Here is a 22,754-nt window from a genome sequence, read left to right on the forward strand (position 1 = left end):
AGGCCGCGGAGCCTTGCTGGGCGGGAGTTCGGCGCAGATCGGAGCGGCTCGGGACGGTACGGTTCAGAAGTCCGGAAATGACCGCAGATGGCGACGTTCGAGTGAGACCCCCCAACCGAAAAAAATCGGGGGGCGGGCGATGCGGCAGGGGGAGAAATCGGGGAGCGAAGGGGCGAATCGGGTGGGTGTTGTGGCCCCAACGTGGCCGGAAGGCGAATGACTGAAAGCGGTGACGAGGGGCGCGCTCGGGCCGGCAAACGATGCGAACGGCGGACGCGGCACCCGACGCAAACGCGGCATGCAGCGCGTGCGCGAAGCGATGAAAAACGGGGGAAAGGAAAAACGAAACGGGGCAGCGAAGGCCGCCGCCCGTCAGCGCGAAGCCAGCGCGCGCGTATCGATATCGCGTGTCGTATTGGCGTCGCCGTTGTCGGCCGTCTGCGTGTTCGTGTTCCACACGACCCGGTCGTTGACCGCATACAGCCGGCACGCGCCCGCGCCCTGCTTCGCGCAGTTGTCGAGCGCGAGCGCCATCGGGTCGTCGCCGCCTTCGGCCCACGACCATGCGCCTTCCGACGACACCGCGAACGCGCGGCTCGGATGCTGGTTCAGGAAGCGGCGATAGCCTTCACGGCCGGCTTCGTCGACGTACGGCACCGCGTTGACCGCGTCGATCGACGCGTAGCCGGTGGCTTTCGGCTCGTGCGGGTTCGCGACCGCGTAGCGTACCGAGGTCGGCAGGTTCAGCTGCGCGAGGAACGCGTTGACGGCCGGCCACCACACGGGCACGCCGTCGCGATCGACGATCAGCCGGTGCGCGTCGTCCTTGTAGCGGCCGAAATCGATGAACTGGGCCTGCGTGCCGTGCGACACGTACGCGTCGTGCATTTGCGCGACGAGCCCGGGCGTCCACACCGAATCGTTGTCGCCGTACAGCCACAGCGACCGCACGGCCGTGTGCGCGCCGTACTGGTCGAACGCGTCGACGAGGTTGCGCTGCCAGCCGTCGCAGAGGTCCTGGCGCAGCCCGCCGGAGAAGTTGATGATGCCGCGCACGCCCGGTGCGGCTTCGGTGCCGTACGCGACCGATACGAGGCCGCCGTGCGACGTGCCGGCGACGACGATGCGCGACGCATCGACATACGGCTGGCGCGACATGTAGCGCACCGTCGCGTCGACGTCGGCCGCTTGCGCGAGGCCGTTCTTGCCGACGTTGCAGCCTTCCTGCTGGTACGTGCCGTCCGAGCCCGCGAAGCCCTGGCGGTTCGGCGCGATCACCGCATAGCCGCGGCGCACGAATTCGCGCGCGAACGCGAGCGGCCGGCTGCGCGGCTGCAGATGGAGATCGCCGGTGTTCTTGCCGTGGTTGAAGACGACGAGCGGGAACGGGCCGGGGCCGTTCGGCTTGAAGAGCGTCGCCTCGAGCGTGACGGCGCCCGATGCGTCGGCCGGAATGCGGAGGATCTGTTCGTTCAGGTCGGCGGCGACCTGCGGCAGGTTCGAATCGCCGTAGTCGAAGCGTTCGGCATGGGCGAGCGACCCGCTGGCGCCGGCGCCCGTCCCCGTATTGACGTTCGGCAGCGTACCGGCCTGAGCGGCCGACAGCGCGCAGGCCGCCATCCATCCCACCAATACCTTGCTGAACGCCATTCGTAAGCCCTGCCATGCAACATGACTGATCTGAGGGCCATCCTAGCCCGACAAATTCAGGTTGTGCAATGCGGGAATTACCCGGCGTCTGACACAGCAACTATTTGTCAACGTTCACTTACTTCGCCGTCGACGTAACGCCAGAAACCGTGCTCGTCGCGCTCGAAGCGGCTCGTCTCGTGGAGCCGGTAAGCGCGTCCGCCGATCTTGTAGCGGGCCACGAATTCGACCTCCGCGTGCCGTTCGTCGAGCGGCGCGTGGCGTTTGACCGCGAGGCCGAGCCAGCGCGGCGCGTCGGGCGCTTCGGGGTCGGTGTCGAGATCGGGCGGGCAGGTGCGCGCGGCCCACGTCGCGCGCAGGTAGCCGGTCGCGCCGAGCACGTACGCGCTGTACCGCGAACGCATCAACTCGAGTGCGCTCGGCGCGGCTTCGCCGCCGTCGATGAAGCGGCCGCAGCAGGCCGCGTAGCGGGGCGCCGGCGCTTTGCCGGCGGGAGCGGGGGACGCGCCGCCGCACGGGCACGCGTCAGGTCGGTTCAAAATCATGCGAAACGGGAATTAACGACGTCCGGTTGTCGGCTGACTACCGGCTGACTACCAGCTCAGCTCGATGCCGTCGTACTGGAAGAAACGGCCGTTTGCCTGCGACACGTCCGCGCCGGATTCGGCGATCACGCGGCGCATGCCGGTCACGCTGGTTTCCGGATCGATCGCGGCCTGCGCGCCGCCCATGTCGGTGCGCACCCAGCCGGGATGGAGCGAGATGCACGCGGCGTGGCGCGTCTGCAGCGACGCGATGCGCAGCACGTCGTTCAGCGCGGCCTTGCTCGCGCGGTACAGCCAGCCGGTCGTGCCGGTCGCCTCGGCGATGCTGCCCATCCGGCTCGACACGACGGCGAGCACGCCGCGTGCGTCCTCGACGAGCGGCAGCAGGATCGGCAGCAGCTGCATCGGCCCGCGCACGTTCGTATGCATCACCGCGTCGAAATCCTCGGCGGTGATCGTCTCGACGCCCTCGGTGCGCGGCCCGTAGACGCCCGACACCATCACGGCCGCATCGAGCCGCTCGCCGTCGAGCTTCCAGCCGAGCGCCGCGATCTGCTCGGGCTGCGTGATGTCGAGCGCATGTGCTTGCGCGCCGAGCGCGCGCAGCGCGTCGAGCGAGGCGTCGTCGCGCGCGGTGGCGATCACGTTCCAGCCGTCGCGCCGGTATTGCCGGACGAATTCGCGGCCGAGGCCGCGCGATGCACCGACGATCAATGCGGTTTTCATGCCCGTCGCTCCTTTGCTTGGCGCCGCCCTGGCGGTACCGGTGTCAGATCCGTTCGATGCGGGGCGCGGCCGCGCGGCAACGGCCGCCCGGCGGCTTGCGCGTTACTTCGCGTCGTCGCACGGCTTCAGCGTGTCGGCGACCGCCTGCGCGACGCCTTCGAGCCGCCGCGCGGCGTCCGCCGCGATCATGTCGTTGTCCGGCGCATGGTTGCCGCCGGCGGTGAGCGCGGCCACGCAGCGCTTGTAGGTCTCGTCGAGCGCGTCGAAGTTCGACACGGCCATCCCGAGGTTGCGCATCCGGCCGTCGTGCACGCCGTACACGAGCCCGTGCACGGTGAGCGACTGGCCGCGGGCCCACGCGTCGTTGACGATCGTCGTGCGGCATACGTTGACGACCTGCTCGATCGCGTTCAGCTCGATCAGGCGGCGATAGCGCGCTTCGCCGACCGGCCAGTCCTCGAGCAGCGCCGCGTGACGCTCGCGCACGTCCTGCACGTGATGCAGCCAGTTGTCCGCGAGGCCGACGCGGCGGTTGAGCAGCGCGGCATTCACGCCCGAGCAGCCGTAGTGGCCGACGACCATGATGTGCTTCACGCGCAGGATGTCGACCGCGAACTGGATCACCGACAGGCAGTTCAGGTCGCTGTGCACGACCACGTTCGCGATGTTGCGATGGACGAACACTTCGCCCGGCGGCAGGCCGATGATCTGGTTCGCGGGCACGCGCGAATCCGAGCAGCCGATCCACAGGTATTCCGGCGCCTGCTGGTCGGCGAGACGCGCGAAGAACTGCGGATCGTCTTCGAGCTTGCGTTTGACCCACGCTTCGTTGTTGTCGAACAGGTGAGAAAGCGGATTGTCTTGGGTGTTCATCGGTGTGGCTTCCGTTGACGGAAATCGGGTCGGTATCGGTATCGGGTTCGGTGTAACCGGCGTCAGGCGGCGCGCTGCGCGTCGCCTTCGCCGTCGTTCTGGTCCGTCGCGCCGAAGCGCTCGGGGTAGCGCACGCTGAAGCGCAGCGATGCGTCGTAGGGATAAAAATCGGGCAATTCACCCTGCAGCAGCTTGTCCTTGCTGGCCTGCCACAGCGCGGGATCGAAAAAGTCCGCGTGATGCTTCATGAAGACGTCGCGCACGCGCGGGTCGCCGAGCAGGAACGGCCCGTAGGTCTCCGGAAAGATGTCGTGCGGGCCGACGGTATACCACGGTTCGCCGGACAGCTCGTCTTCCTCGTTGCGCGGCGGCGGCACGCGGCGCACGTTGCAGTCGGTCAGATACTCGATCTCGTCGTAGTCGTAGAACACGACGCGGCCGTGGCGCGTGACGCCGAAGTTCTTGTACAGCATGTCGCCGGGGAAGATGTTCGCCTTCATCAGCTCCTTCACGGCGTTGCCGTATTCCTTCACGCCGTGCTCGATGTCGGTATCGGTGCCGTTCTGCAGGTACAGGTTCAGCGGCGTCATCCGGCGCTCGATGTACAGGTGCTTGATCACGAGGTTGTCGTCCTCGTATTCGAGCAGCGACGGCACTTCCTTTTCCAGCTCGCGCACGAGCGCGTGGTCGAGCCGCGCGAGCGGCAGCGCGACGCTCGAATACTCGAGCGTATCGGCCATCCGCCCGAGGCGGTCGTGGCGCTTCACGAGCTGGTACTTCTCCATGATCTGCGCACGCGTCGTTTCCTTCGGCGGCGGGAAGTGATCCTTGATGATCTTGAACACGTACGGGAACGACGGCAGCGTGAACACGAGCATCACGAGGCCCTTGATCCCGGGCGCGATGATGAAGCGGTCGCTCGAATGCGACAGGTGGTGCAGCAGGTCGCGGTAGAACAGGTTCTTGCCCTGCTTCTGCAGGCCGACCGACGTGTAGATCTCCGCCTTCGGCTTGCCGGGCATGATCGTGCACAGGAAGTCGACGTACGCGGACGGCACGCCCATGTCGACCAGGAAATACGAGTGCGAGAAGCCGAAGATGATCATCAGCTGGTCGCGGCGCAGCAGCACGGTGTCGAGCGAGAGCACGCCCGGACGCACGTGGCGGATCGGCACCGCGAACGGCAGCACGCGGTCGGCGTTGATGATGCGGCCGACGATGTACGCGCTCTTGTTGCGGAAGAACAGTGACGACAGCACGTGGATCTGGAAATTCGGCGCTTCGTCGAAGTGGCCGAATTCGTCGTGGATCGCCTGCATCACGCAGCCGATGTCGCGCGGGAGATCGTCGAACGCCGGCTCGAGCTGGAAGTTCGTGACGATGCGCTCGAGGGTGGCCGCGAGCCCGTCGGTGCCCGGATAGTACGCGCGGTAGGTCGGCTTCGCGGCCGGCTCGTCGTTCTCGAGATACTCGGTCGAGATCGCCGGGCGCACGAAGATGAAATCGTTGCTGAAGTACGAGCGGTGCAGGATCTTGCAGCACACCGAATTGAAAAACGTCTCCGCACACTCGGGCTGGCGGTGCGACGTGAGCAGGCCGATGTAGTGCAGCTTGATCTGCTGCCACACTTCGTCGTCGATGTTTTCCGCGTCGTATTCGTCTTCCAGCACCTCGACGCATTCCTTCACGCGATCGTCGTACGACGTGATCCGCTCCCGCGCAAGCCGCTGCAGCCCGTGCCAGTCGCCGTGCTCGAACAGCGTCTTCGCTTCGACGGCCGCGTCGCGGAAGATCCGGTAGTGGCGGTCGAAGTTTTCGAGCATCGTCTGCGCGACGTCGAAACCGATCTGCGAAGACAGCAGTTTGGGGAAGTGATTCATTGCGTGCAGGCTCGTTCGGGAGGGGCTGTAAGCACTCGCCATTTTAGCGCCCAAGTCGGCGTTTCAATGACTTTCGGGGTGACGCGCCCACGGCCTTCAATCGGCGCGTTGTTCGCCGTTGCGTGCCGTTCGGTGCATCTTCGCGTAAAGATACGGGTACGGAACCGATTCTGGCACGAACTTTTTTTGACGGGGCGGCGGCCGCCGGGCGCGCGTCGAGCGTGACGGCGATAGAATCGACGCGACGCCCGCCGCGGCCTGCCGCCGGCGCGCATTCGCACCGATAACGACGAGACGCCCCACCGATGAACGCACTGGAACACCAACTCGACTACCCCTTCGCCGACACGCTGCCCGCCGCGGGCGACACGTTCGAGGTCGCGCCCGGCGTGCGCTGGCTGCGCATGCCGCTGCCGTTCTCGCTCGATCACATCAACCTCTGGCTGCTGCGCGACGAGATCGACGGGCAGGAAGGCTGGACGATCGTCGATTGCGGGATCTCGTCGGACGCGATCCGCACGCACTGGGAGCAGATCTTCGACACGCATCTCGACGGCCTGCCCGTGCTGCGGGTGCTCGTCACGCACTGCCACCCTGATCACTTCGGCCTCGCGAACTGGCTGTGCGAAGGCGGCGACAAGGGCCGCTGGAACGTGCGGCTGTGGATGACGCTCGGCGAGTACCTGTTCGGCTGCCTGATGGCGGCCGGCAACGGCTCGAACGCGGGCGGCGCGGCGGCCGCCGATCATTTCGCGCGCCACGGGCTGACCGATCCGGCCGCGCTCGACAAGCTGCGCAACCGTCGCAACTACTACTCGGATCTCGTGCCGGCCGTGCCGCCGCGCTACCGGCGCCTGCGTGAAGGCGATGCGGTGACGATCGGCGCGCGCACGTGGCGCGTCGTGACCGGCTTCGGCCATTCGCCTGAACATTGCGCGCTGCATAGCGAAGCGGACGGCGTGCTGATCTCCGGCGACATGGTGCTGCCGCGCATCTCGACGAACGTGTCCGTGTTCGACCTCGAACCGGAGGCGAATCCGCTCGCGCTGTACCTGCAGTCGCTCGGCCGTTACGAGACGATGGCGCCCGATACGCTGGTGCTGCCGTCGCACGGCAAGCCGTTCCGCGGCGTGCGCACGCGCATCGCGCAACTGCGCGAACACCATGACGCGCGCCTGGCCGAAGTGCGCGTCGCGTGCGCGGAAAAGCCGATGAGCGCGGCCGACATCGTGCCGATCATGTTCCGCCGCCGCGAACTCGACATCCACCAGATGACGTTCGCGCTCGGCGAGGCGCTCGCGCACCTGAACCTGCTGTGGCTCGCGGGCGAACTCGTGCGCGAGCAGGGCGACGACGGCGTGCTGCGGTTCCGCAGCGCCGGCTGACACCGCTTCGTTCTCCTCATGCGACGGGTTCGTAGCGCCACCCGTCGCGATGCCATTGCATCGTGTGCGTCGGGTCGAGCGCCGCGAGAAACGCGGTGTCGTGCGAAGCGACCACGATCGCGCCGGGGAAGCCGGCCAGTGCGGCCTCGATCGCACGCACCGATTCGAGATCGAGGTGGTTGGTCGGCTCGTCGAGCAGCAGCAGTTGCGCGGGCGTGCCGCGCCACAACGCGCATGCGAGCGCGGCCTTCAGCCGTTCGCCGCCGCTCAGCTGACGCGCCGGCTGCGTCGCGCGCGCCGCATCGAGCTGCAGCAGCGCGAGCCGGCTGCGCAGTTCGCCTTCGGCGAGCGGCGTATCGAGCAGCCCAATTTGTTCGACGATCGAACGCTCCGGATCGAGCAGCGCGAGTCGCTGGTCGAGATACGCGGCGCTCACGTGCGTCGTGCAGGTGCCCGAGCACGGCGCGAGCTCGCCCGCGAGCATCCGCAGCAGCGTCGATTTCCCGCAGCCGTTGGGGCCCGTCAGCGCGATGCGCACGGGGCCGCTCGCCGACCACGTGATCCCATCGGCGGCGCCGGCGATGCCCCACGGCAGTCGCGCGTGTTCGAGCGTGAACAGCTGGCGGCGTGCGCTGACCTCGGTGCCCGGCAGCGACACCAGCACGGGCGCATCGGCTTCGACACGCGCGGCCGCCTGCTGCACGCGTTCGTCGAGCGTCGCCTTGAAGTCGTTCTGGTGGCGCCGGACCTGCCCCATGATGTTGCGCGCCGCGCCCTTGCGGCTTTGTTTCGCGCCCGACGACAGGTTGGCCGTCTTCGCATCGCGCAGCGACGCGGCCGCGTGGCGCTGGATCGTGTCGTGTTCCTGTTCGAGCCTGCGCCTCGCGCGTCCGCGCTCGGCACGCGCGTTGTCGAGCGCCGCTTGCGCGGCATCCTGATCCGCGTCGCGCTGCGCGCGGTAGAACGCGTAGTTGCCGCCGTACGAGCGCGCGCCTTGTGGCGTCAGCTCGACGATGCGCTGCACGTCGGCGAGCAGCGCACGGTCGTGGCTCACGATGACGAGGCCGCCGCGCCAGCCGTCGAGTGCCGCGCGCAGCCACGCGCGGCCCGGCGCGTCGAGGTGGTTGGTCGGTTCGTCGAGCACGAGCAGGCCGGCACCGGACAGCAATGCGCCGATCAGCGCGACGCGTGCGCGCTGCCCGCCGCTGAGCGCCTGCGCGGGCGTGTCGGCGCGCACGTCGTGCAGGCCGGCCGCGTCGAGCGCGGTGCGCAGCCGCTCCGCGAGATCCCAGCGATCGCCGATCAGGTCGAAGTCGTGCGGCTCCGCGCGGCCATCGGCGAGCCGCGCGAGTGCACCGAGCGGCGCATCGAGCGCGGCGAGCTGCGCGACGGTTCGCGGGCCGGCGGCGGCATCGTCGTGCTGCTGCGCGACGTAGGCGACCTGCGTCGACCGGTCGATCGTCCCCGTGCTCGGCGCGCAGCGGCCCGCGATCAGTTGCGCGAGCTGGCTCTTGCCGATGCCGTTGCGGCCGACGATGCCGGTCGGCGTGCGGTCGATGGAAAGGTCGAACGAATCGAACAGCGTGACGCCGTCGTCGAAGCGGAAGGAAACGTGATGAAGCGCGACGAGCGCGCCGGTGGGCGTGGCAGCAGCCATAAGCACCTCCGAAAATGCGTGAAGACCTTCGCGCGCGGCGTGCGTGGCACGGCGGCGAAAACATTTTGGGAAGGCTTAGTTGTTCACTTTGGCTGGCGTCCGGTATGAGGAATGAGCGCGCAGTGTAGCAAGCGCGGCGCGCGGGCCGCAAGCGACGGCCCGACGCACCGTCGCTTGCGTGCCACGCGCGAGGGGCGCGTTACTGCACGGCGACCGTCGTGAAGTTCTGCCGCCCGAACGGGCTCACGTGGTAGCCGCTCACGCTCGTACGCGTGAGCGCGGCCGCGGTCGGGTAGCCGAGCGGAATCCACAGCGCCTGGTCGTGGATGATCTTCTGCGCGGCTTCGTACAGCTTCGCGCGCCTGGCCTGGTCGGCGGTCGACTTGCCGTCGGCGATCAGCTTGTCGAGCTGCGCGTCGCAGAAACGCGCGAAATTGATGCCCGACTTCACCGCGTTGCAGCTGAACAGCGGCGACAGGTAGTTGTCCGGATCGCCGTTGTCGCCGGCCCAGCCCATGAACAGCATGTCATGCTGGCCGAGCTTCGCCTGCTTGATCAGTTCGCCCCATTCGATCACCTTGACCTCGGCCTTCACGCCGATCTTCGCGAGATCGGCCTGCAGCAGCTCCGCGCCGACCTTCGGGTTCGGGTTCAGCACGCTGCCGGTCGGGCGCGTCCAGATCGTCGTCGAGAAGCCGTTCGGGAAGCCGGCCTGCGCGAGCAGCTGCTTCGCCTTCGCGGGATCGTACGCATACGGCGCGACGTCCTTCGCGTAGCTCCACGTATTCGGCGGATACGGGTTGTTCGCGGCCGTCGCGGTGTTGTCGAACACGACCTTCAGGTAGGTCGCGCGGTCGAACGCGAGGTTCAGCGCTTCACGCACCTTGTCGTTGTCGAGCGGCTTCTTCTGCGTGTTCAGCGCGACGAACGCGGTCATGAACGCGGGCGTCTGCACGACCTTCAGCGCGTTGTCGCCCTTCGCGGCGAGCACGTCCTGCGGCTTCGGCGACAGCGCGATCTGGCATTCGCCGGCCTTCACCTTCTGCAGGCGCACCGACGGGTCGGGCGTGATCGCGTAGATCAGCCGGTCGACCTTCGGCTTCGTGCCCCAGTACGTCGGGTTTGCGTCGTAACGGATCAGCGCGTCCTTCGTATAGCTCTTCAGCACGAACGGGCCGGTGCCGACCGGCTTCGCGTTCAGGTCGGCCTGCTTGCCGGCCTTCAGCAGCTGGTCCGCGTATTCGGCCGAGTAGATCGATGCAAAGCCCATCGTCAGGATCGGCACGAACGTCGCGTTCGGTTCGTTCAGCACGAACTTCACGGTGCTGTCGTCGACCTTCGTGACCGATTTCACGAGCTTCACGAGGCCCATCGACTGCGCGTGCGGGAAGCCGCTCGCGCCGGCCACCTTGTGCCACGGGTTGGAATCGTCGAGCATCCGCGAGAACGTGAACACGACGTCGTCCGCGTTCAGCGCGCGGCCCGGCTTGAAATAGTCGGTGGTCTGGAACGCGACGTTCGGGCGCAGGTGGAACGTGTACGTGAGGCCGTCGGCGCTCGCTTCCCATTTGTCGGCGAGCGCGGGCACGACCTTCTTCGCGGCTTCGTCGTACGACACGAGCGTGTTGAAGATCACGTCGGCCGACGCGTTGGTCGTGACGAGCGAGTTGTACTGCACGACGTCGAAGCCGTCCGGGCTCGATTCCGTGCAGACGGTGAGCGGCTTGGCGGCGGCGAGGCCGGGGGCGGCGAGGGCGGCGGCGAGCGCGGCCGCGGCGAACAGCTTGACCTGCATAGGATCTCCCACGTGGCTTGTGTTTTTTGCTGGGTGACGGGATGCGGGCGCGGCCCGGAAGCGGGCAGGGCCGGCGCGGCTGGCGAATAGCATACCGTCAAAGCGCGCGACGCGTGGAAAAAGGCGTCTGAACGCGGTGAATTGACCGAAAAACGGCTGCGTTCGCGACGGAACGGGTGTTGGGGCGGCGAGCGGCGGAGCGCAGGCGCCGGGGAGGCCGGGCAGCGGCACGGCGAGGACGGTGCGGAAGCGTTGTGGGCTGGCCCCGCGATTCGAGGTGTCGAAGCCGTTAGGCGTCGGTGCGGGGAGACGGGGAGACGGGGAGACGGAGAGGCGCAGAGGCGCAGAGGCGCAGAGGCGCAGAGGCGGAGAAGCGGAGAAGCGGAGAAGCGGAGAAGCGGAGAAGCGGCCCGCGATGCGTCACGCGGGCCGTTTGGCCGATCAGTGCGCGCCGGCCTTCGGCTTGCGCGGCGCCTTCTCGAACAGGCGGTCGTAGAGCCAGCGCGGCAGCACGTGCAGCACCTTCGCGACGACACCCATCTGCCACGGAATCACGCGGAACGCGTGCTGCCGCGCGATCGCCCGGGCCGCACGGGCGGCGAAGCGGTCGGCGTCCATCAGGAACGGCATCCGGTACGGATTGTGCGCGGTCATCGGCGTGCGGATGTAGCCGGGCGCGATCGTCACGACGCCGACGCCGGCCGGCCGCAGCTCGACGCGCAGCGCTTCGAGGTACTTCATCGCGGCCGATTTCGACGCGCTGTACGCGCCGGAGCCCGGCAGCCCGCGCACGCCGGCGACGCTCGCGACACCGACCAGCGTGCCGTGGCGCGCGGCCGTCATCGGGCCGACGAACGGCTCGAACGTCGCGACCATCCCGTAGTAGTTGATGTCCATCACGTCGCGGAACGTCGCGAGATCGCCCTGGCCCGTGACGGCGCCCTGGCTGATGCCTGCATTCGCGATCACGACGTCGGGGCAGCCGTGCGTCGCGATGAACGACGCGGCGGCCGTCGCGAGCGCGTCGGCGTCGCGCACGTCGGCGGAGTAGACGGAGATGGACAGCTTCGGGAAGCGTCGCGCGAACGCGTCGAGGGCATCGGTGCGTCGCGCGACGAGTGCGAGCGTGGCGCCCTGGCGGGCGTATTCCTCGGCCATCGCGAGGCCGAGGCCGCTCGATGCGCCGGTGATGAAGACCTTCAGCGGAGTAGTCATGCCGGCGCGCGGGCGGGGATCAGAGCTTCTTGTCCTGAACCTGCTTCACGAGGAAGTCGAGCACCTGGGCGGTACCCGGGATGCTGTTCGCGTAAGCGGGGCCCGTCTTGTACTTGCCCTGGACGACGACCGTCGGCACGCCGTCGATCGCGTAGTCCTTCAGCAGCTTGGCCGACTGGTTCACTTCGCCCTGCACGCTGAACGAGTTGTACGCGTCCATGAACTGCTTCTTGTCGACGCCCTGCGTGGCCAGGAAGTCGGCCTGCGCCTGCGGCGTCAGCAGGTAGTTCTTCTGCTTGTGGATCGCGTTGAAGATCGCCGGCGTGACCTTCTCGGAGATGCCGAGCGCGGACACCGCGTAGAACAGCTTCGAGTGCGGGACGAAATCGTCACGGAATGCGACCGGGATGCGCTTGAAGTCGATGTTGCTGCCCTGCTTCTTCACCCAGGCCTCGATCGTCGGCTCGAATTCGTAGCAGTGCGGGCAGCCGTACCAGAAGAACTCGATCACCTCGACCTTGCCGGCCGGCGCGGACACCGGCTGCGGCGACTTCATCACCTCGAAGTCCTTGCCGGCGACCGGCGCGGCGGGCGAAGCCTGCGCGAGACCGGCGGCCAGGCCCAGGGAAAGAAGGAGCGTGCTAAGCAGTTTTTTCATGTTGTGAACGTCGAATCAGTTGCTCGGGTTACGGAACGTAACGGGTTCTGAGTGGGCTCGGCCGGTTGCTTACTGCTTCGTGAAACGGATCACCGCCGTGTCGACACCTGCATCGGACAGGCGCTGGCGGGCCGAGTTCATATCCTCGAACTTCGAGAACGGGCCGACGCGCACGCGGAAGTACGTCACACCGCTGACATCGCGCTTCGACACCTTCGACTCGAAGCCCTGGAAGCCGAGGCGCGCGCGCTGCTGCTCGGCGTCGCCTTCCGTCTTGTACGCGCCCACCTGCAGGAAGTAGCCGGTATTCGCGTCGTTCGCGGTCGGCGGCTTCGCTGCCGCGGCGGCCGTGGCCGACGAGGTCGGCTTCGGCGTGTTCGCGGCCAGTTGCTGCTGTTGCTGCTTTTGTGCGGCGGCTTGCTGCGCCTGCTTCTGCGCGGCGAAACGTGCGAGGTCGTCCTCGCCGCCTTGCTGCTGCTGTTGCGCCTGCTGCGTCTTCTTCGGCGGCGGCGTGGTGTCGGCCGGCTTCGGCGCGACGGCGACGCCGTTGCCCGACGACGCATTGTTCGACGCGGTCGTGCCGTTCGGGCTGCCGGTATTGTTCGAGCCGCTCGACCCGTTGGCCGACGGCGGCACTTCGACGATCTGCGGTTCGGGCAGCAGGCCGCCCTGGGTCTGGTTCGCGGCCTGGCCGGGCGCGGTGTTCGGCGGCGCCGGCTGCGCGGCCTGCGGCACCGGCTGGCCCGGCGTCTTGCCCTGCAGCGCGCGGTTCGGATCGAACTGCTGCGGCTGGCTCGCGCCGTTGTCGGCCGGCGGCGGCGCGACCTTCGACACGAACGGCGACGGGGAACGCGTGATGTAGAGCGCCACCACCACCGCGATCGCGAGGCCGACGATCAGGCCCAGCACGATTCCAAGAAATGTCCCTCCGGCTTGTTTCGATTGTTTCGAAGTGCGGCGTGGTTGTGCCATTGCTTGAGTCACCTGCAAAAAGAATCGTGAAAAGGCTGCGGCGGGCGTCCGACGGCGGGCATCCGACGGCGGGCGCTGCCACGGCCATTCGCTGCCCGGTTCGGGCCGCTTGCGTCGTTACATCTTGGCGGGCGCGGACACGCCGAGCACCGCCAGACCGTTCTCGAGCACCTGCCGGGTCGCGGCGAGCAGCGCGGCGCGCGCATTGCGCGGCGCTTCGTCGTCCACCAGCACGCGCTCCGCATTGTAGAACGAGTGGAATTCACCAGCGAGGTCGCGCAGGTAGAACGCGACCGCGTGCGGCGCCAGCTCGTTCGCCGCGTGCGTGAGCATGTCCGGGTACTCGGCCAGCTTCTGCATCAGCGACGCCGCCTGCGCGCTCGTCAGCTGCGACAGGTCGGCACCCGGCAGCTGCGCGGCGTCGACGTTGTAGCGCGCCTTCAGTTCGTTGAGCACCGAGCAGATCCGCGCATGCGCGTACTGGACGTAATAGACCGGGTTCTCGTCGTTCTGTTTCAGCGCGAGGTCGATGTCGAACACGAACTCGGTATCGGCCTTGCGCGAGATCAGGAAGAACCGCACCGCGTCGCGGCCGCGCGTGATGGTCGCTTCGTCGATCAGGTCGGGCGCCGCTTCCTGGCCCGCCGCCGCGCCGCCCGACCATTCGATCAGGTCGCGCACCGTCACGTAGCTGCCCGCGCGCTTCGAGATCTTCACTTCCTGGCCGTCGCGCATCACGGTGACCATCTTGTGCAGCACGTAATCGGGGTAGCCCTTCGGGATCCCGATGTGCAGGCCCTGCAGGCCGGCGCGCACGCGCGCGATCGTGCCGTGGTGGTCCGAACCCTGGATGTTGATCACCTTCGTGAAGCCGCGCTCCCACTTCGTCACGTGGTACGCGACGTCCGGCACGAAGTACGTGTACGTGCCGTCCGACTTGCGCATCACGCGATCCTTGTCGTCGCCTTCGTCGGTCGTGCGCAGCCACAGCGCGCCGTCCTGTTCGTAGGTCATGCCGGCCTTGATCAGCGCGTCGACCGTCTTCTCGACGCGGCCTTCGCTGTACAGCGACGACTCGAGGTAGTACTGGTCGAACTTCACGCCGAACGCCTGCAGGTCCATGTCCTGCTCGCGGCGCAGGTACGTGACCGCGAACTTGCGGATCGCGTCGAGATCCTCGACGTCGCCCGTGCCCTTGACCGGCTCGCCGTCCGACGCGGCGACCGTTTCGCCTGCCAGGAAGTCGCGTGCGATGTCGGCGATGTATTCGCCGTTGTACGCGGCTTCCGGCCAGCCCGCGTCGCCCGGCTTCAGCCCGCGAGCGCGCGCCTGCGTCGAGATCGCGAGGTTGCCGATCTGCACGCCTGCGTCGTTGTAGTAGAACTCGCGGTGCACCGCGTAGCCCTGGCTCGCGATCACGTTCGCGAGCACGTCGCCGAGCGCGGCCTGGCGGCCGTGGCCGACGTGCAGCGGGCCGGTCGGGTTCGCCGACACGAATTCGAGCAGCACCTGCTTGCCTTTCTCGCGATCCGACGTGCCGAACGCGCGGCCCTGGTCGAACACGGCGGCGATCACCGCCTGCTTCGCGGCGGCCGACAGGCGCAGGTTGATGAAGCCGGGGCCGGCGATCTCGGCGGCGTCGACGAGGCCTTGCGCGCCCGGCTGGGCGGTCAGGGCGGCGACGATCTGCTCGGCGAGCTGGCGCGGGTTCGTGCCGAGCGGCTTGGCGAGCTGCATCGCGACGTTGCACGCGACGTCGCCGTGCGCGGCGACCTTCGGGCGCTCCAGCGTGATGGTCGGGGCGACGAATGCAGCGTCGGCGCCTTTCAGCGCGTGTGCGACCTGCTTGACGCTATCCGCGAGCAGGGCTTCGAGGGTCTGTTTGTGTGCTGGCAGCATGCTGGTAGAAGGCTTCGTTGGTGGCGGCCGGAAACGCCGGCCCGCCGGCGCGCTTTTTAAGCGCGCGTTTCAGGGATCGCAGAATTTTAACAGGTGCTAATATGCCGCTCAGGCGGCCCGCGTCCGCGAGGCCGGACGCCGGTCTGCCGGCGTTCCCCAACCTCGCCGCGCAGGCACAACAAGATGAAAAGGGAATTGTCATGATTACGTTCAAGAGCAAGGCGGCACAGGATCTCGACGTGCTGAAGGATTTCGCCGTGTATGTGCTGGGTCTCGTCGGCAAGCAGCTGGGCGAGCGCGGCGTGATTACGCACGACGAACTGGACCACGCGATCGCCAAGCTGGAAGGCGCCGTTGCGCAGGCGAAGCAGGAGCGCGCCGAGCATGCCGGCCATTTCCACGAGGACGAAGCCGACCACGCGCACCACGAAGTGCCGCCGAGCCTGGCCCAGCGCGTCGCGCCGTTCCTCACGATGCTGCGCGAAGCGAAAGCCGGCGAAGCCGACGTGCACTGGGGCTTCTGAGCGTCCTTGCCCGGCGGTCCGAAAGGATCGAAAGGCAGAAAAAAGCCCGCTTCCGAGCGGGCTTTTTCTTTTGTCTGACGATAGCGGGCGGCGGTGCGTCCGCCGAAGGGCTGGTCAGAGCTGCGGCGCAAGCGCGCGGCGCGCGTCGTCGAGCGACAGCGCCATGCGCTGCGCGTAGTCCTCGAGCTGATCCTGTCCGATTTTCCCGACCGAGAAATACGTGCTGTCCGGATGCGCGAGATAGAAGCCCGACACGCTTGCGGCCGGCAGCATCGCCAGCGAGTCGGTCACGCTCATGCCGATCTCGTCCGCGTGCAGCACGTCGAACATGTCGCGCTTCACGAGGTGGTCGGGGCAGGCCGGGTAGCCGGGTGCCGGGCGGATGCCCGCGTACTTTTCCGCGATCAGCGCATCGTTGTCGAGCGTCTCGCCGCTCGCATAGCCCCACAGCTCGCGCCGCACGCGCGCGTGCATCGCTTCCGCGAACGCTTCCGCGAAGCGGTCGGCAAGCGCCTTCAGCATGATCGCGCTGTAGTCGTCGTGGTCGGCTTCGAACTGCTTTTCCTTCACGTCGACACCCAGGCCGGCCGTCACCGCGAACATCCCGATGTAGTCGGCGACGCCCGATTCCTTCGGCGCGATGAAGTCGGCGAGCGAGCGGTTCGGCCGCATCACGCCGTCGACCACCGGACGCACGCTCTGCTGGCGCAGGTTGCGCCACGTGAGCAGCACCTCGCTGCGCGACTCGTCGCTGTAGATCTCGATGTCGTCGTCGTTGACGGTATTCGCCGGCAGCAGCGAGATCACGCCGCTCGCGGTCAGCCAGCGTCCCTGGATCAGGCGCGCGAGCATCGATTTCGCGTCGGAGAACACGCGGCGCGCCGATTCGCCGACGATCTCGTCGTTCAGGATCGCCGGGTACGGGCCTGCGAGATCCCAGGTCTGGAAGAACGGGCCCCAGTCGATATAGTTCGCGAGCTCGTTCAGGTCGTAGTTCTTGAACACGCGGCGGCCGATGAACTTCGGCTTCACCGGCTGGTAGCTCGCCCAGTCGACCCGGGTCTTGTTCGCGCGCGCCTCGGCGAGCGTGACCATCGGCTGCGCCTTGCGGTTCGCGTGCTGGTCGCGGATGCGTTCGTAGTCGGACTTCAGTTCGTCGAGGTACTTCGCCGCGCCTTCGTCGGACAGCAGGCTCGATGCGACCGACACCGAGCGCGACGCATCGGGCACGTAGACCACCGGGCCTTCGTAGTGCGGCGCGATCTTGACGGCCGTGTGCACGCGCGAGGTCGTTGCGCCGCCGATCAGCAGCGGGATCTTCTTCACGCGGAAGTAGTCGTCGCGCTGCATTTCCGACGCGACGTACGCCATTTCCTCGAGGCTCGGCGTGATGAGGCCCGACAGCCCGATGATGTCCGCACCCTCGACCTTCGCCTTCGCGAGAATCTCGTTGCACGGGACCATCACGCCCATGTTGACGACTTCGAAGTTGTTGCACTGGAGCACGACCGACACGATGTTCTTGCCGATGTCGTGCACGTCGCCCTTCACGGTCGCGATGACGATCTTGCCCTTCGCGCGCACGTCGCCGCCCGCTTCCGCGAGCAGGCGCTTTTCTTCCTCGATGAACGGGATCAGGTGCGCGACCGCCTGCTTCATCACGCGCGCCGATTTCACGACCTGCGGCAGGAACATCTTGCCCTGGCCGAACAGGTCGCCGACGATGTTCATCCCGTCCATCAGCGGGCCTTCGATCACGTTGATCGGGCGGCCGCCGGCCGCGGCGATCTTCGCGCGGACTTCTTCCGTATCCTCGACGATGAAGTTCGTGATGCCGTGCACGAGCGCATGCGAGAGCCGTTTCTCGACCGGCTGGTTGCGCCACTCGAGGTTCTCTTCCTTCTTCGCGCCGCCCGCCTTGAACTTGTCGGCGATTTCGAGCAGGCGGTCGGTCGAGTCGTCGCGGCGGTTCAGGATCACGTCCTCGACGCGCTCGCGCAGTTCCGCGTCGAGCTCGGCGTACACGCCGAGCTGGCCCGCGTTCACGATGCCCATGTCCATCCCCGCCTGGATCGCGTGGTACAGGAACACGGTGTGGATCGCCTCGCGCACCGGGTCGTTGCCGCGGAACGAGAACGACACGTTCGACACGCCGCCGCTCACCTTCGCGTACGGCAGGTTCTGCTTGATCCAGCGGGTCGCCTCGATGAAGTCGACCGCGTAGTTGTTGTGCTCCTCGATGCCGGTCGCGACCGCGAAGATGTTCGGGTCGAAGATGATGTCTTCCGGCGGGAAGCCGCACTGGTTCACGAGCACGTCGTACGAGCGCTTGCAGATCTCGGTCTTGCGCGCGAACGTGTCGGCCTGGCCCTGCTCGTCGAACGCCATCACGACGGCCGCGGCGCCGTAGCGGCGGATCAGCTTCGCATGATGGACGAACGCCTCCTCGCCTTCCTTCAGCGAGATCGAGTTCACGATCGCCTTGCCCTGCACGCACTTCAGGCCCGCCTCGATGACTTCCCACTTCGACGAGTCGATCATGATCGGCACGCGCGCGATGTCCGGTTCCGACGCGATCAGGTTCAGGAAGCGCACCATCGCCGCCTTCGAATCGAGCATCGCCTCGTCCATGTTGATGTCGATCACCTGCGCGCCGTTCTCGACCTGCTGGCGCGCGACGGCGAGCGCCTCGTCGAACTGGCCGTTGAGGATCATGCGTGCGAACGCCTTCGAGCCGGTGACGTTGGTGCGCTCACCGACGTTGATGAAGAGCGTTCCGGACGTGACGTTGAACGGCTCGAGGCCGGCGAGGCGCATCATGTGATCGGTCATGGCGGTGCGAATTCTGGTGATGAAGGGCGTGGGGCGGTCGGGTCAGGCGTTGTCGCTGTACTGGTTCGGCCAGCGGCGCGGCTTCACGTCGGCGAGCGCCTTCGCGATCTCGGCGATGTGTTCGGGCGTCGTGCCGCAGCAGCCGCCCGCGAGGTTCACGAGCCCGGCTTGCGCGAATTCCTTCAGGAGCCCCGACGTGACGTCAGGCGTCTCGTCGAAGCCGGTCTCGGCCATCGGGTTCGGCAGGCCCGCGTTCGGGTAGCACGACACGTAGGTGTCGCACAGCTTCGCGAGCTCGGCGATGTACGGGCGCATCAGCGCCGCGCCGAGCGCGCAGTTCAGGCCGAACGTCAGCGGCTTCGCGTGACGCAGCGAGTTCCAGAACGCCTCGACGGTCTGGCCCGACAGGATCCGGCCCGACGCATCGGTGACGGTGCCCGAGATCATGATCGGCAGGCGCTCGCCGGTGTCCTCGAACAGTTCGTCGAGCGCGAACAGTGCGGCCTTCGCGTTCAGCGTGTCGAAGATCGTCTCGACGAGGAACAGGTCGACGCCGCCGTCGAGCAGCGCTTTCGCCTGCTGGTAGTACGACGCGCGCAGCTCGTCGAACGTGACGTTGCGGGCGCCCGGGTCGTTGACGTCCGGCGAGATGCTGGCCGTTTTCGGCGTCGGCCCGATCGCGCCCGCGACGAAGCGCGGCTTGTCCGGCGTCGCATATTTCGCGGCCGCCTCGCGCGCGAGCTTCGCCGATTCGATGTTCATCTCGACGACGAGATCTTCCATCTCGTAGTCGGCCTGCGCGACGGTCGTCGCGCCGAACGTGTTGGTCTCGACGATGTCGGCGCCGGCCGCGAAGTACTGGTCGTGGATCTCGCGGATGATCTGCGGCTGCGTGATCGACAGCAGCTCGTTGTTGCCCTTGATGTCGCGCGGGAAATCCTTGAAGCGCTCGCCGCGATACGCGGCTTCGTCGAGTTTGTAGCGCTGGATCATCGTGCCCATCGCGCCGTCGAGGATCAGGATGCGCGATTTCAGCAGCGCAGGCAGAGCGGCGCCGCGCGTGTAGTGCGCGTCGAGCGGGACGGAAGCGGCGAGAGGAGTCGCAGACATGGGCGAAAGACCGGCGAAGACGGGAAAACCGTCATTGTAGCCGGTGCGCATGGGCGCCGCCCGGCCTTGCGCGGCGCCGGCCAGGCCGCCAAATGAAAACCCCCGCCCGGCGAACCGGGCAGGGGCATGATCGGAGTGCTCGCGGCGCCGCGTCGATGCGCGGCGAATGGCCCGGCCGCGCGAGGCGCCGGGCCGCGGGTCGTCAGTGCAGTACGACGGGCATCATCATCAGGCTGTCGAATTGTCCGAGGAATTCATCGACTTCATCGAGCGACGGTTCATCTTCGATCAGCTGCTTCACGTGGGCGCGGAATCGTTCGGCAAGTTCGCCGTCGATGAAGATCTCGCGCTGTGCGTTCTTGTCGACGATTTCGTATCCGCCGGCATTCATCAGGTGGTGGCCGGCCTGCGGCGCGAACTCGACGACGCAGTAGTTGGGGCTGTTGTAGATCATTTGCATGGCGGCACTCCTCTTCGCAGTGGCATCTGGCCTTGTTGTCCCCTAGGTGGGGCGAGCCTTGCCGGTTTCAAGGGGCTTGCGCTGCACACCCCGTTCCCGTTTGCGTGGGGTGTATCGGTTAGAAGCCGATGTCTATGAAACGTTTCCCATTGTCGACCGGTGGACTGAAATAGTTGTTAAAGAGTGTCATCGGCGATTTCACGGAAATCTGTAATCGGTCGAAATTGCCGAATCACGCGCATTCGCGCGCGAGTTCACTGTGTGACAGGCGATGTGACAGGCGAAGATGCGGGCGGTGCAGCCGGTTGTGCAGCCGGTGATGCCGGCGGTTGCACGGCGGCGGGCGGCGCGGGTTGTGCCGGTTCGGCGGCCGGTGCGGCCGACGGTTCGGGCGCCGGTGCAGCGGCGGGCGCATGCGTGGCGCCGCCTGCCGGTGTCTCGTCGGACGGCGCGCCCGGCGCCGCGAGCGGGCCGTGCCACAACAGTTCGATCTGCGCGCCGTTCGGTTCGGTCTGCACGAGCCGCGCGGGCAGCCAGCCGAGCGACGGTGCGAGCCACATGTCGATGCGGCGCGTGTCGCCGTTGCGCCGCGGCAGGCGCATGAAGTGCCGCGCGCCGATGATGCCGGCCTGCGTCTGCACCTGCTCGTCGCCGATCACGGTGATCGGCCAGGTCTCGCCGCTGTTGTTGTCGATCACGAAGAACTGCTGCGTGACGCCCGGCTTGTACGCAGACGGATTGCCGCGCACGAGCCCCGACAGCTGCATCAGCATGCTGAAGCGGTCCTGTATGCCGTCGGGCAACGGTGCGTTGTTCGGCGTGCGCGTGAACACGACCTGCCGGATCTCGCGATTGAAGATCGCGATGTCTTCCGGACGCTTGCCGCGCTTCTCGACATAACGGTCGGGCGCGACGCCGAACGCGTCGATGCGGCCTTCGCTGCGATAGGCGAACGGGCCGACGAACGGCACGGGCATCGACACCGACAGGTCGTAGGTGCGCCCGTCTGTACGCCAGTGGATCGTGCCGATCATGTTCTGCATGCCATTGTAGAACGTGTCGTACTGCAGGTCGCCGGAGGGCGGCGCGATGAACTTCACGCCGTTCGTCGCGGGGCCCGGTGTCGTGGCGCTGGCGGCACCCGCGGCCGACGCGGCGAGCGCGCCCGAGGCGCCCGGTACGCCACTCGCCGCGGACGCGGCGGCCGGCGGCTCGCCGTGTTCGGCCGTTTGCGTCGACGTGAGGACCGGCGCCGGCGCGGGTTTCGGCGCGGCGGCCCTGGGGGCCGCCGGGGCGGGCGCGGCCGGATGCTCGACCGGCTTCGGCGCAGGTGGCGCGGGCTGGCGCTCGATCGGCTGCGGTTTCAGCAGCTCGATCTGCACGGGGACTTCGGCGGGCGCGGGCGGCGTGAACGCGTCGCGGTTGCGCATCAGCCAGAACGCGGCGAGCGCGTGCAGCACCAGCACGACGACGAGCGCGATGCCCACGCGCAGCCAGCGGCGGGGCAAGGCGTGACTCGGGCGGATGTCGGCAGGCTGCATGGGCATCGGAACAGGATCGGGGCGCTCGCGTGATGTCGGGCGCGCGGCGCGCGCCACAGGAATCGGACTGTCGAATGCGCCGCGCGTTCGCGCGCGTGCCGTGACGGGGGCGGAATGCGTCAGGCGTCGCGCGCGTCGGGACTATAGCCGAGTTCGTAAGACAGTTTCTGCGCGCATGCGCGCAACGCCGTGTCGATCTCGCCGCCCCATGCAATGTCGAACGAGCCTTCCTGGCCGAGCGCGACGATGGCGAGCGCGAGTTCGCCGACCGCATCGAACACGGGCATGCAGAACGCGTGGATCGTCGGCAGCAGCATCCCCTCGACGCGCGCGGCCTCGTGCTTGCGCACGTCGGCGAGCACCGCCTCGACCTCGTCGAGCGTGCGCGGGCCGCCATGGTGCGGCGAGCGGCGCGTATCGGCGAGTTCGCGCTCGAGCATCGCGGCGGTCTTGCTGCGCGGCAGGTACGCGGCGAACAGCAGGCCCGTCGCGGAGCCGAGCAGCGGCATCACGTCGCCGAGCTTCAGCGACGCCTTCGCCGGGTGGCTCGATTCCATCCAGTGCACGATCGTCGGCCCCTGGTTGCCCCACACCGCGATGCCGACCGTCTGGTCGAGGCGGTCGCGGAATTCGGTCAGCGCGATCCGCGCGAGCTTCACGCCGTCGACGCGCGCGAGCCGCGCGAGCCCCATCTGCAGCGCGAAGCCGCCGAGCTCGTAGCGGCCCGAGACGGGGTCCTGCGACACCACGCCGAGACGCGAGAAGCTGACCAGGTAGCGGTGCGCCTTCGCAGGACTCATGCCCGCGCGCTGCGCGAGGTCGCGCAGCATCATCGCGCGCGGCTCGCTCGTCAGCACGTCGAGCAGCCGGAAGCCGACCTCGATCGACTGGATGCCGGAACGGACTTTCTCGCTGTTTTCGCCGTGCTCGCCGGAAGCGGCGTCGTCGGTGTCGGAGTCGGCGAGATCGTCATCGGGAAGCGGGCTGGCGGGCATGGGCGGCGGGTGCGCGAAAATGCGGCAGGAATGGGGG

The 22,754-nt window shown here is 67.6% G+C and carries 18 protein-coding genes; 2 read left to right on the top strand and 16 right to left on the bottom strand.

Annotated elements, in window-relative coordinates; all coding sequences use genetic code 11:
* Positions 1 to 372: 372 nt before the first annotated feature.
* The 5 genes from E9536_RS37440 to aceK all read right to left on the bottom strand — a co-directional run bounded on the left by E9536_RS37440 (position 373) and on the right by aceK (position 5,674).
* A complete protein-coding gene (locus tag E9536_RS37440; protein ID WP_060082784.1) occupies positions 373 to 1,650 on the bottom strand; it encodes a CocE/NonD family hydrolase in 1,278 nt (425 codons plus the stop codon).
* Between the two features lie 107 nt (positions 1,651 to 1,757).
* Positions 1,758 to 2,195 carry a YchJ family protein gene (locus E9536_RS37445; RefSeq protein ID WP_059683922.1) on the bottom strand — a complete coding sequence of 146 codons (438 nt, stop codon included), beginning with the start codon at positions 2,193 to 2,195 and terminating at the stop codon, positions 1,758 to 1,760.
* Positions 2,196 to 2,243: 48 nt separating this feature from the next.
* Complete coding sequence (locus E9536_RS37450; RefSeq protein WP_021157400.1) at positions 2,244 to 2,921, bottom strand: SDR family oxidoreductase; 678 nt, start codon at positions 2,919 to 2,921, stop codon at positions 2,244 to 2,246.
* A 102-nt stretch (positions 2,922 to 3,023) separates the two neighbouring features.
* Complete coding sequence (gene can, locus E9536_RS37455; RefSeq protein ID WP_059695311.1) at positions 3,024 to 3,794, bottom strand: carbonate dehydratase; 771 nt, start codon at positions 3,792 to 3,794, stop codon at positions 3,024 to 3,026.
* 62 nt (positions 3,795 to 3,856) lie between these two features.
* Positions 3,857 to 5,674, bottom strand: a complete 1,818-nt coding sequence (aceK, locus tag E9536_RS37460) for a bifunctional isocitrate dehydrogenase kinase/phosphatase (RefSeq protein WP_060356929.1) — start codon at positions 5,672 to 5,674, stop codon at positions 3,857 to 3,859.
* A gap of 305 nt (positions 5,675 to 5,979) precedes the next feature.
* Here aceK and E9536_RS37470 point away from each other — a divergent pair, with 305 nt between their 5' ends.
* Positions 5,980 to 7,059 (top strand): MBL fold metallo-hydrolase, encoded by a 1,080-nt coding sequence (locus tag E9536_RS37470; RefSeq protein WP_059695314.1) that lies wholly within the window; start codon positions 5,980 to 5,982, stop codon positions 7,057 to 7,059.
* 16 nt (positions 7,060 to 7,075) lie between these two features.
* Here the strand turns inward: E9536_RS37470 and E9536_RS37475 are convergent, their stop codons facing one another.
* From E9536_RS37475 to argS, 6 genes are all read right to left on the bottom strand, one after another.
* Positions 7,076 to 8,716 (bottom strand): ABC-F family ATP-binding cassette domain-containing protein, encoded by a 1,641-nt coding sequence (locus E9536_RS37475; protein WP_136472658.1) that lies wholly within the window; start codon positions 8,714 to 8,716, stop codon positions 7,076 to 7,078.
* A gap of 199 nt (positions 8,717 to 8,915) precedes the next feature.
* The gene (locus E9536_RS37480; protein ID WP_060082786.1) at positions 8,916 to 10,511 is read right to left on the bottom strand and encodes an ABC transporter substrate-binding protein; all 1,596 of its coding nucleotides are present in this window, start codon (positions 10,509 to 10,511) and stop codon (positions 8,916 to 8,918) included.
* A 441-nt stretch (positions 10,512 to 10,952) separates the two neighbouring features.
* Positions 10,953 to 11,726 carry an SDR family oxidoreductase gene (locus E9536_RS37490; protein WP_027789005.1) on the bottom strand — a complete coding sequence of 258 codons (774 nt, stop codon included), beginning with the start codon at positions 11,724 to 11,726 and terminating at the stop codon, positions 10,953 to 10,955.
* Positions 11,727 to 11,745: 19 nt separating this feature from the next.
* The gene (locus E9536_RS37495; RefSeq protein WP_059492004.1) at positions 11,746 to 12,384 is read right to left on the bottom strand and encodes a thiol:disulfide interchange protein DsbA/DsbL; all 639 of its coding nucleotides are present in this window, start codon (positions 12,382 to 12,384) and stop codon (positions 11,746 to 11,748) included.
* Between the two features lie 69 nt (positions 12,385 to 12,453).
* On the bottom strand, positions 12,454 to 13,356 hold the full coding sequence (locus tag E9536_RS37500) for an SPOR domain-containing protein (protein WP_119338705.1): 903 nt from the start codon (positions 13,354 to 13,356) through the stop codon (positions 12,454 to 12,456).
* 117 nt (positions 13,357 to 13,473) lie between these two features.
* On the bottom strand, positions 13,474 to 15,255 hold the full coding sequence (gene argS / locus E9536_RS37505; protein ID WP_059695321.1) for an arginine--tRNA ligase: 1,782 nt from the start codon (positions 15,253 to 15,255) through the stop codon (positions 13,474 to 13,476).
* Positions 15,256 to 15,455: 200 nt separating this feature from the next.
* Here argS and E9536_RS37510 point away from each other — a divergent pair, with 200 nt between their 5' ends.
* Positions 15,456 to 15,779: a DUF1840 domain-containing protein gene (locus E9536_RS37510; protein ID WP_011353361.1), complete on the top strand. Its 324-nt coding sequence runs from the start codon at positions 15,456 to 15,458 to the stop codon at positions 15,777 to 15,779.
* Positions 15,780 to 15,893: 114 nt separating this feature from the next.
* On the opposite strand, the gene metH is transcribed toward E9536_RS37510, so the two are convergent.
* From metH to E9536_RS37540, 5 genes are all read right to left on the bottom strand, one after another.
* Entirely contained in the window at positions 15,894 to 18,611 is a 2,718-nt protein-coding gene (metH, locus tag E9536_RS37515; protein WP_059683933.1) for a methionine synthase, read from the bottom strand.
* A gap of 42 nt (positions 18,612 to 18,653) precedes the next feature.
* A complete protein-coding gene (locus E9536_RS37520) occupies positions 18,654 to 19,721 on the bottom strand; it encodes a homocysteine S-methyltransferase family protein (RefSeq protein ID WP_027789009.1) in 1,068 nt (355 codons plus the stop codon).
* 202 nt (positions 19,722 to 19,923) lie between these two features.
* Positions 19,924 to 20,181: a DUF3567 domain-containing protein gene (locus E9536_RS37525; protein ID WP_006477667.1), complete on the bottom strand. Its 258-nt coding sequence runs from the start codon at positions 20,179 to 20,181 to the stop codon at positions 19,924 to 19,926.
* Between the two features lie 254 nt (positions 20,182 to 20,435).
* Entirely contained in the window at positions 20,436 to 21,728 is a 1,293-nt protein-coding gene (locus E9536_RS37535; RefSeq protein WP_136472660.1) for a DUF3108 domain-containing protein, read from the bottom strand.
* Positions 21,729 to 21,841: 113 nt separating this feature from the next.
* A complete protein-coding gene (locus E9536_RS37540; protein WP_027789011.1) occupies positions 21,842 to 22,717 on the bottom strand; it encodes an IclR family transcriptional regulator in 876 nt (291 codons plus the stop codon).
* Positions 22,718 to 22,754: the final 37 nt, after the last annotated feature.

This window comes from Burkholderia sp. LS-044, from assembly GCF_004803625.1.
Classification (GTDB): Bacteria; Pseudomonadota; Gammaproteobacteria; order Burkholderiales; family Burkholderiaceae; genus Burkholderia; species Burkholderia cepacia.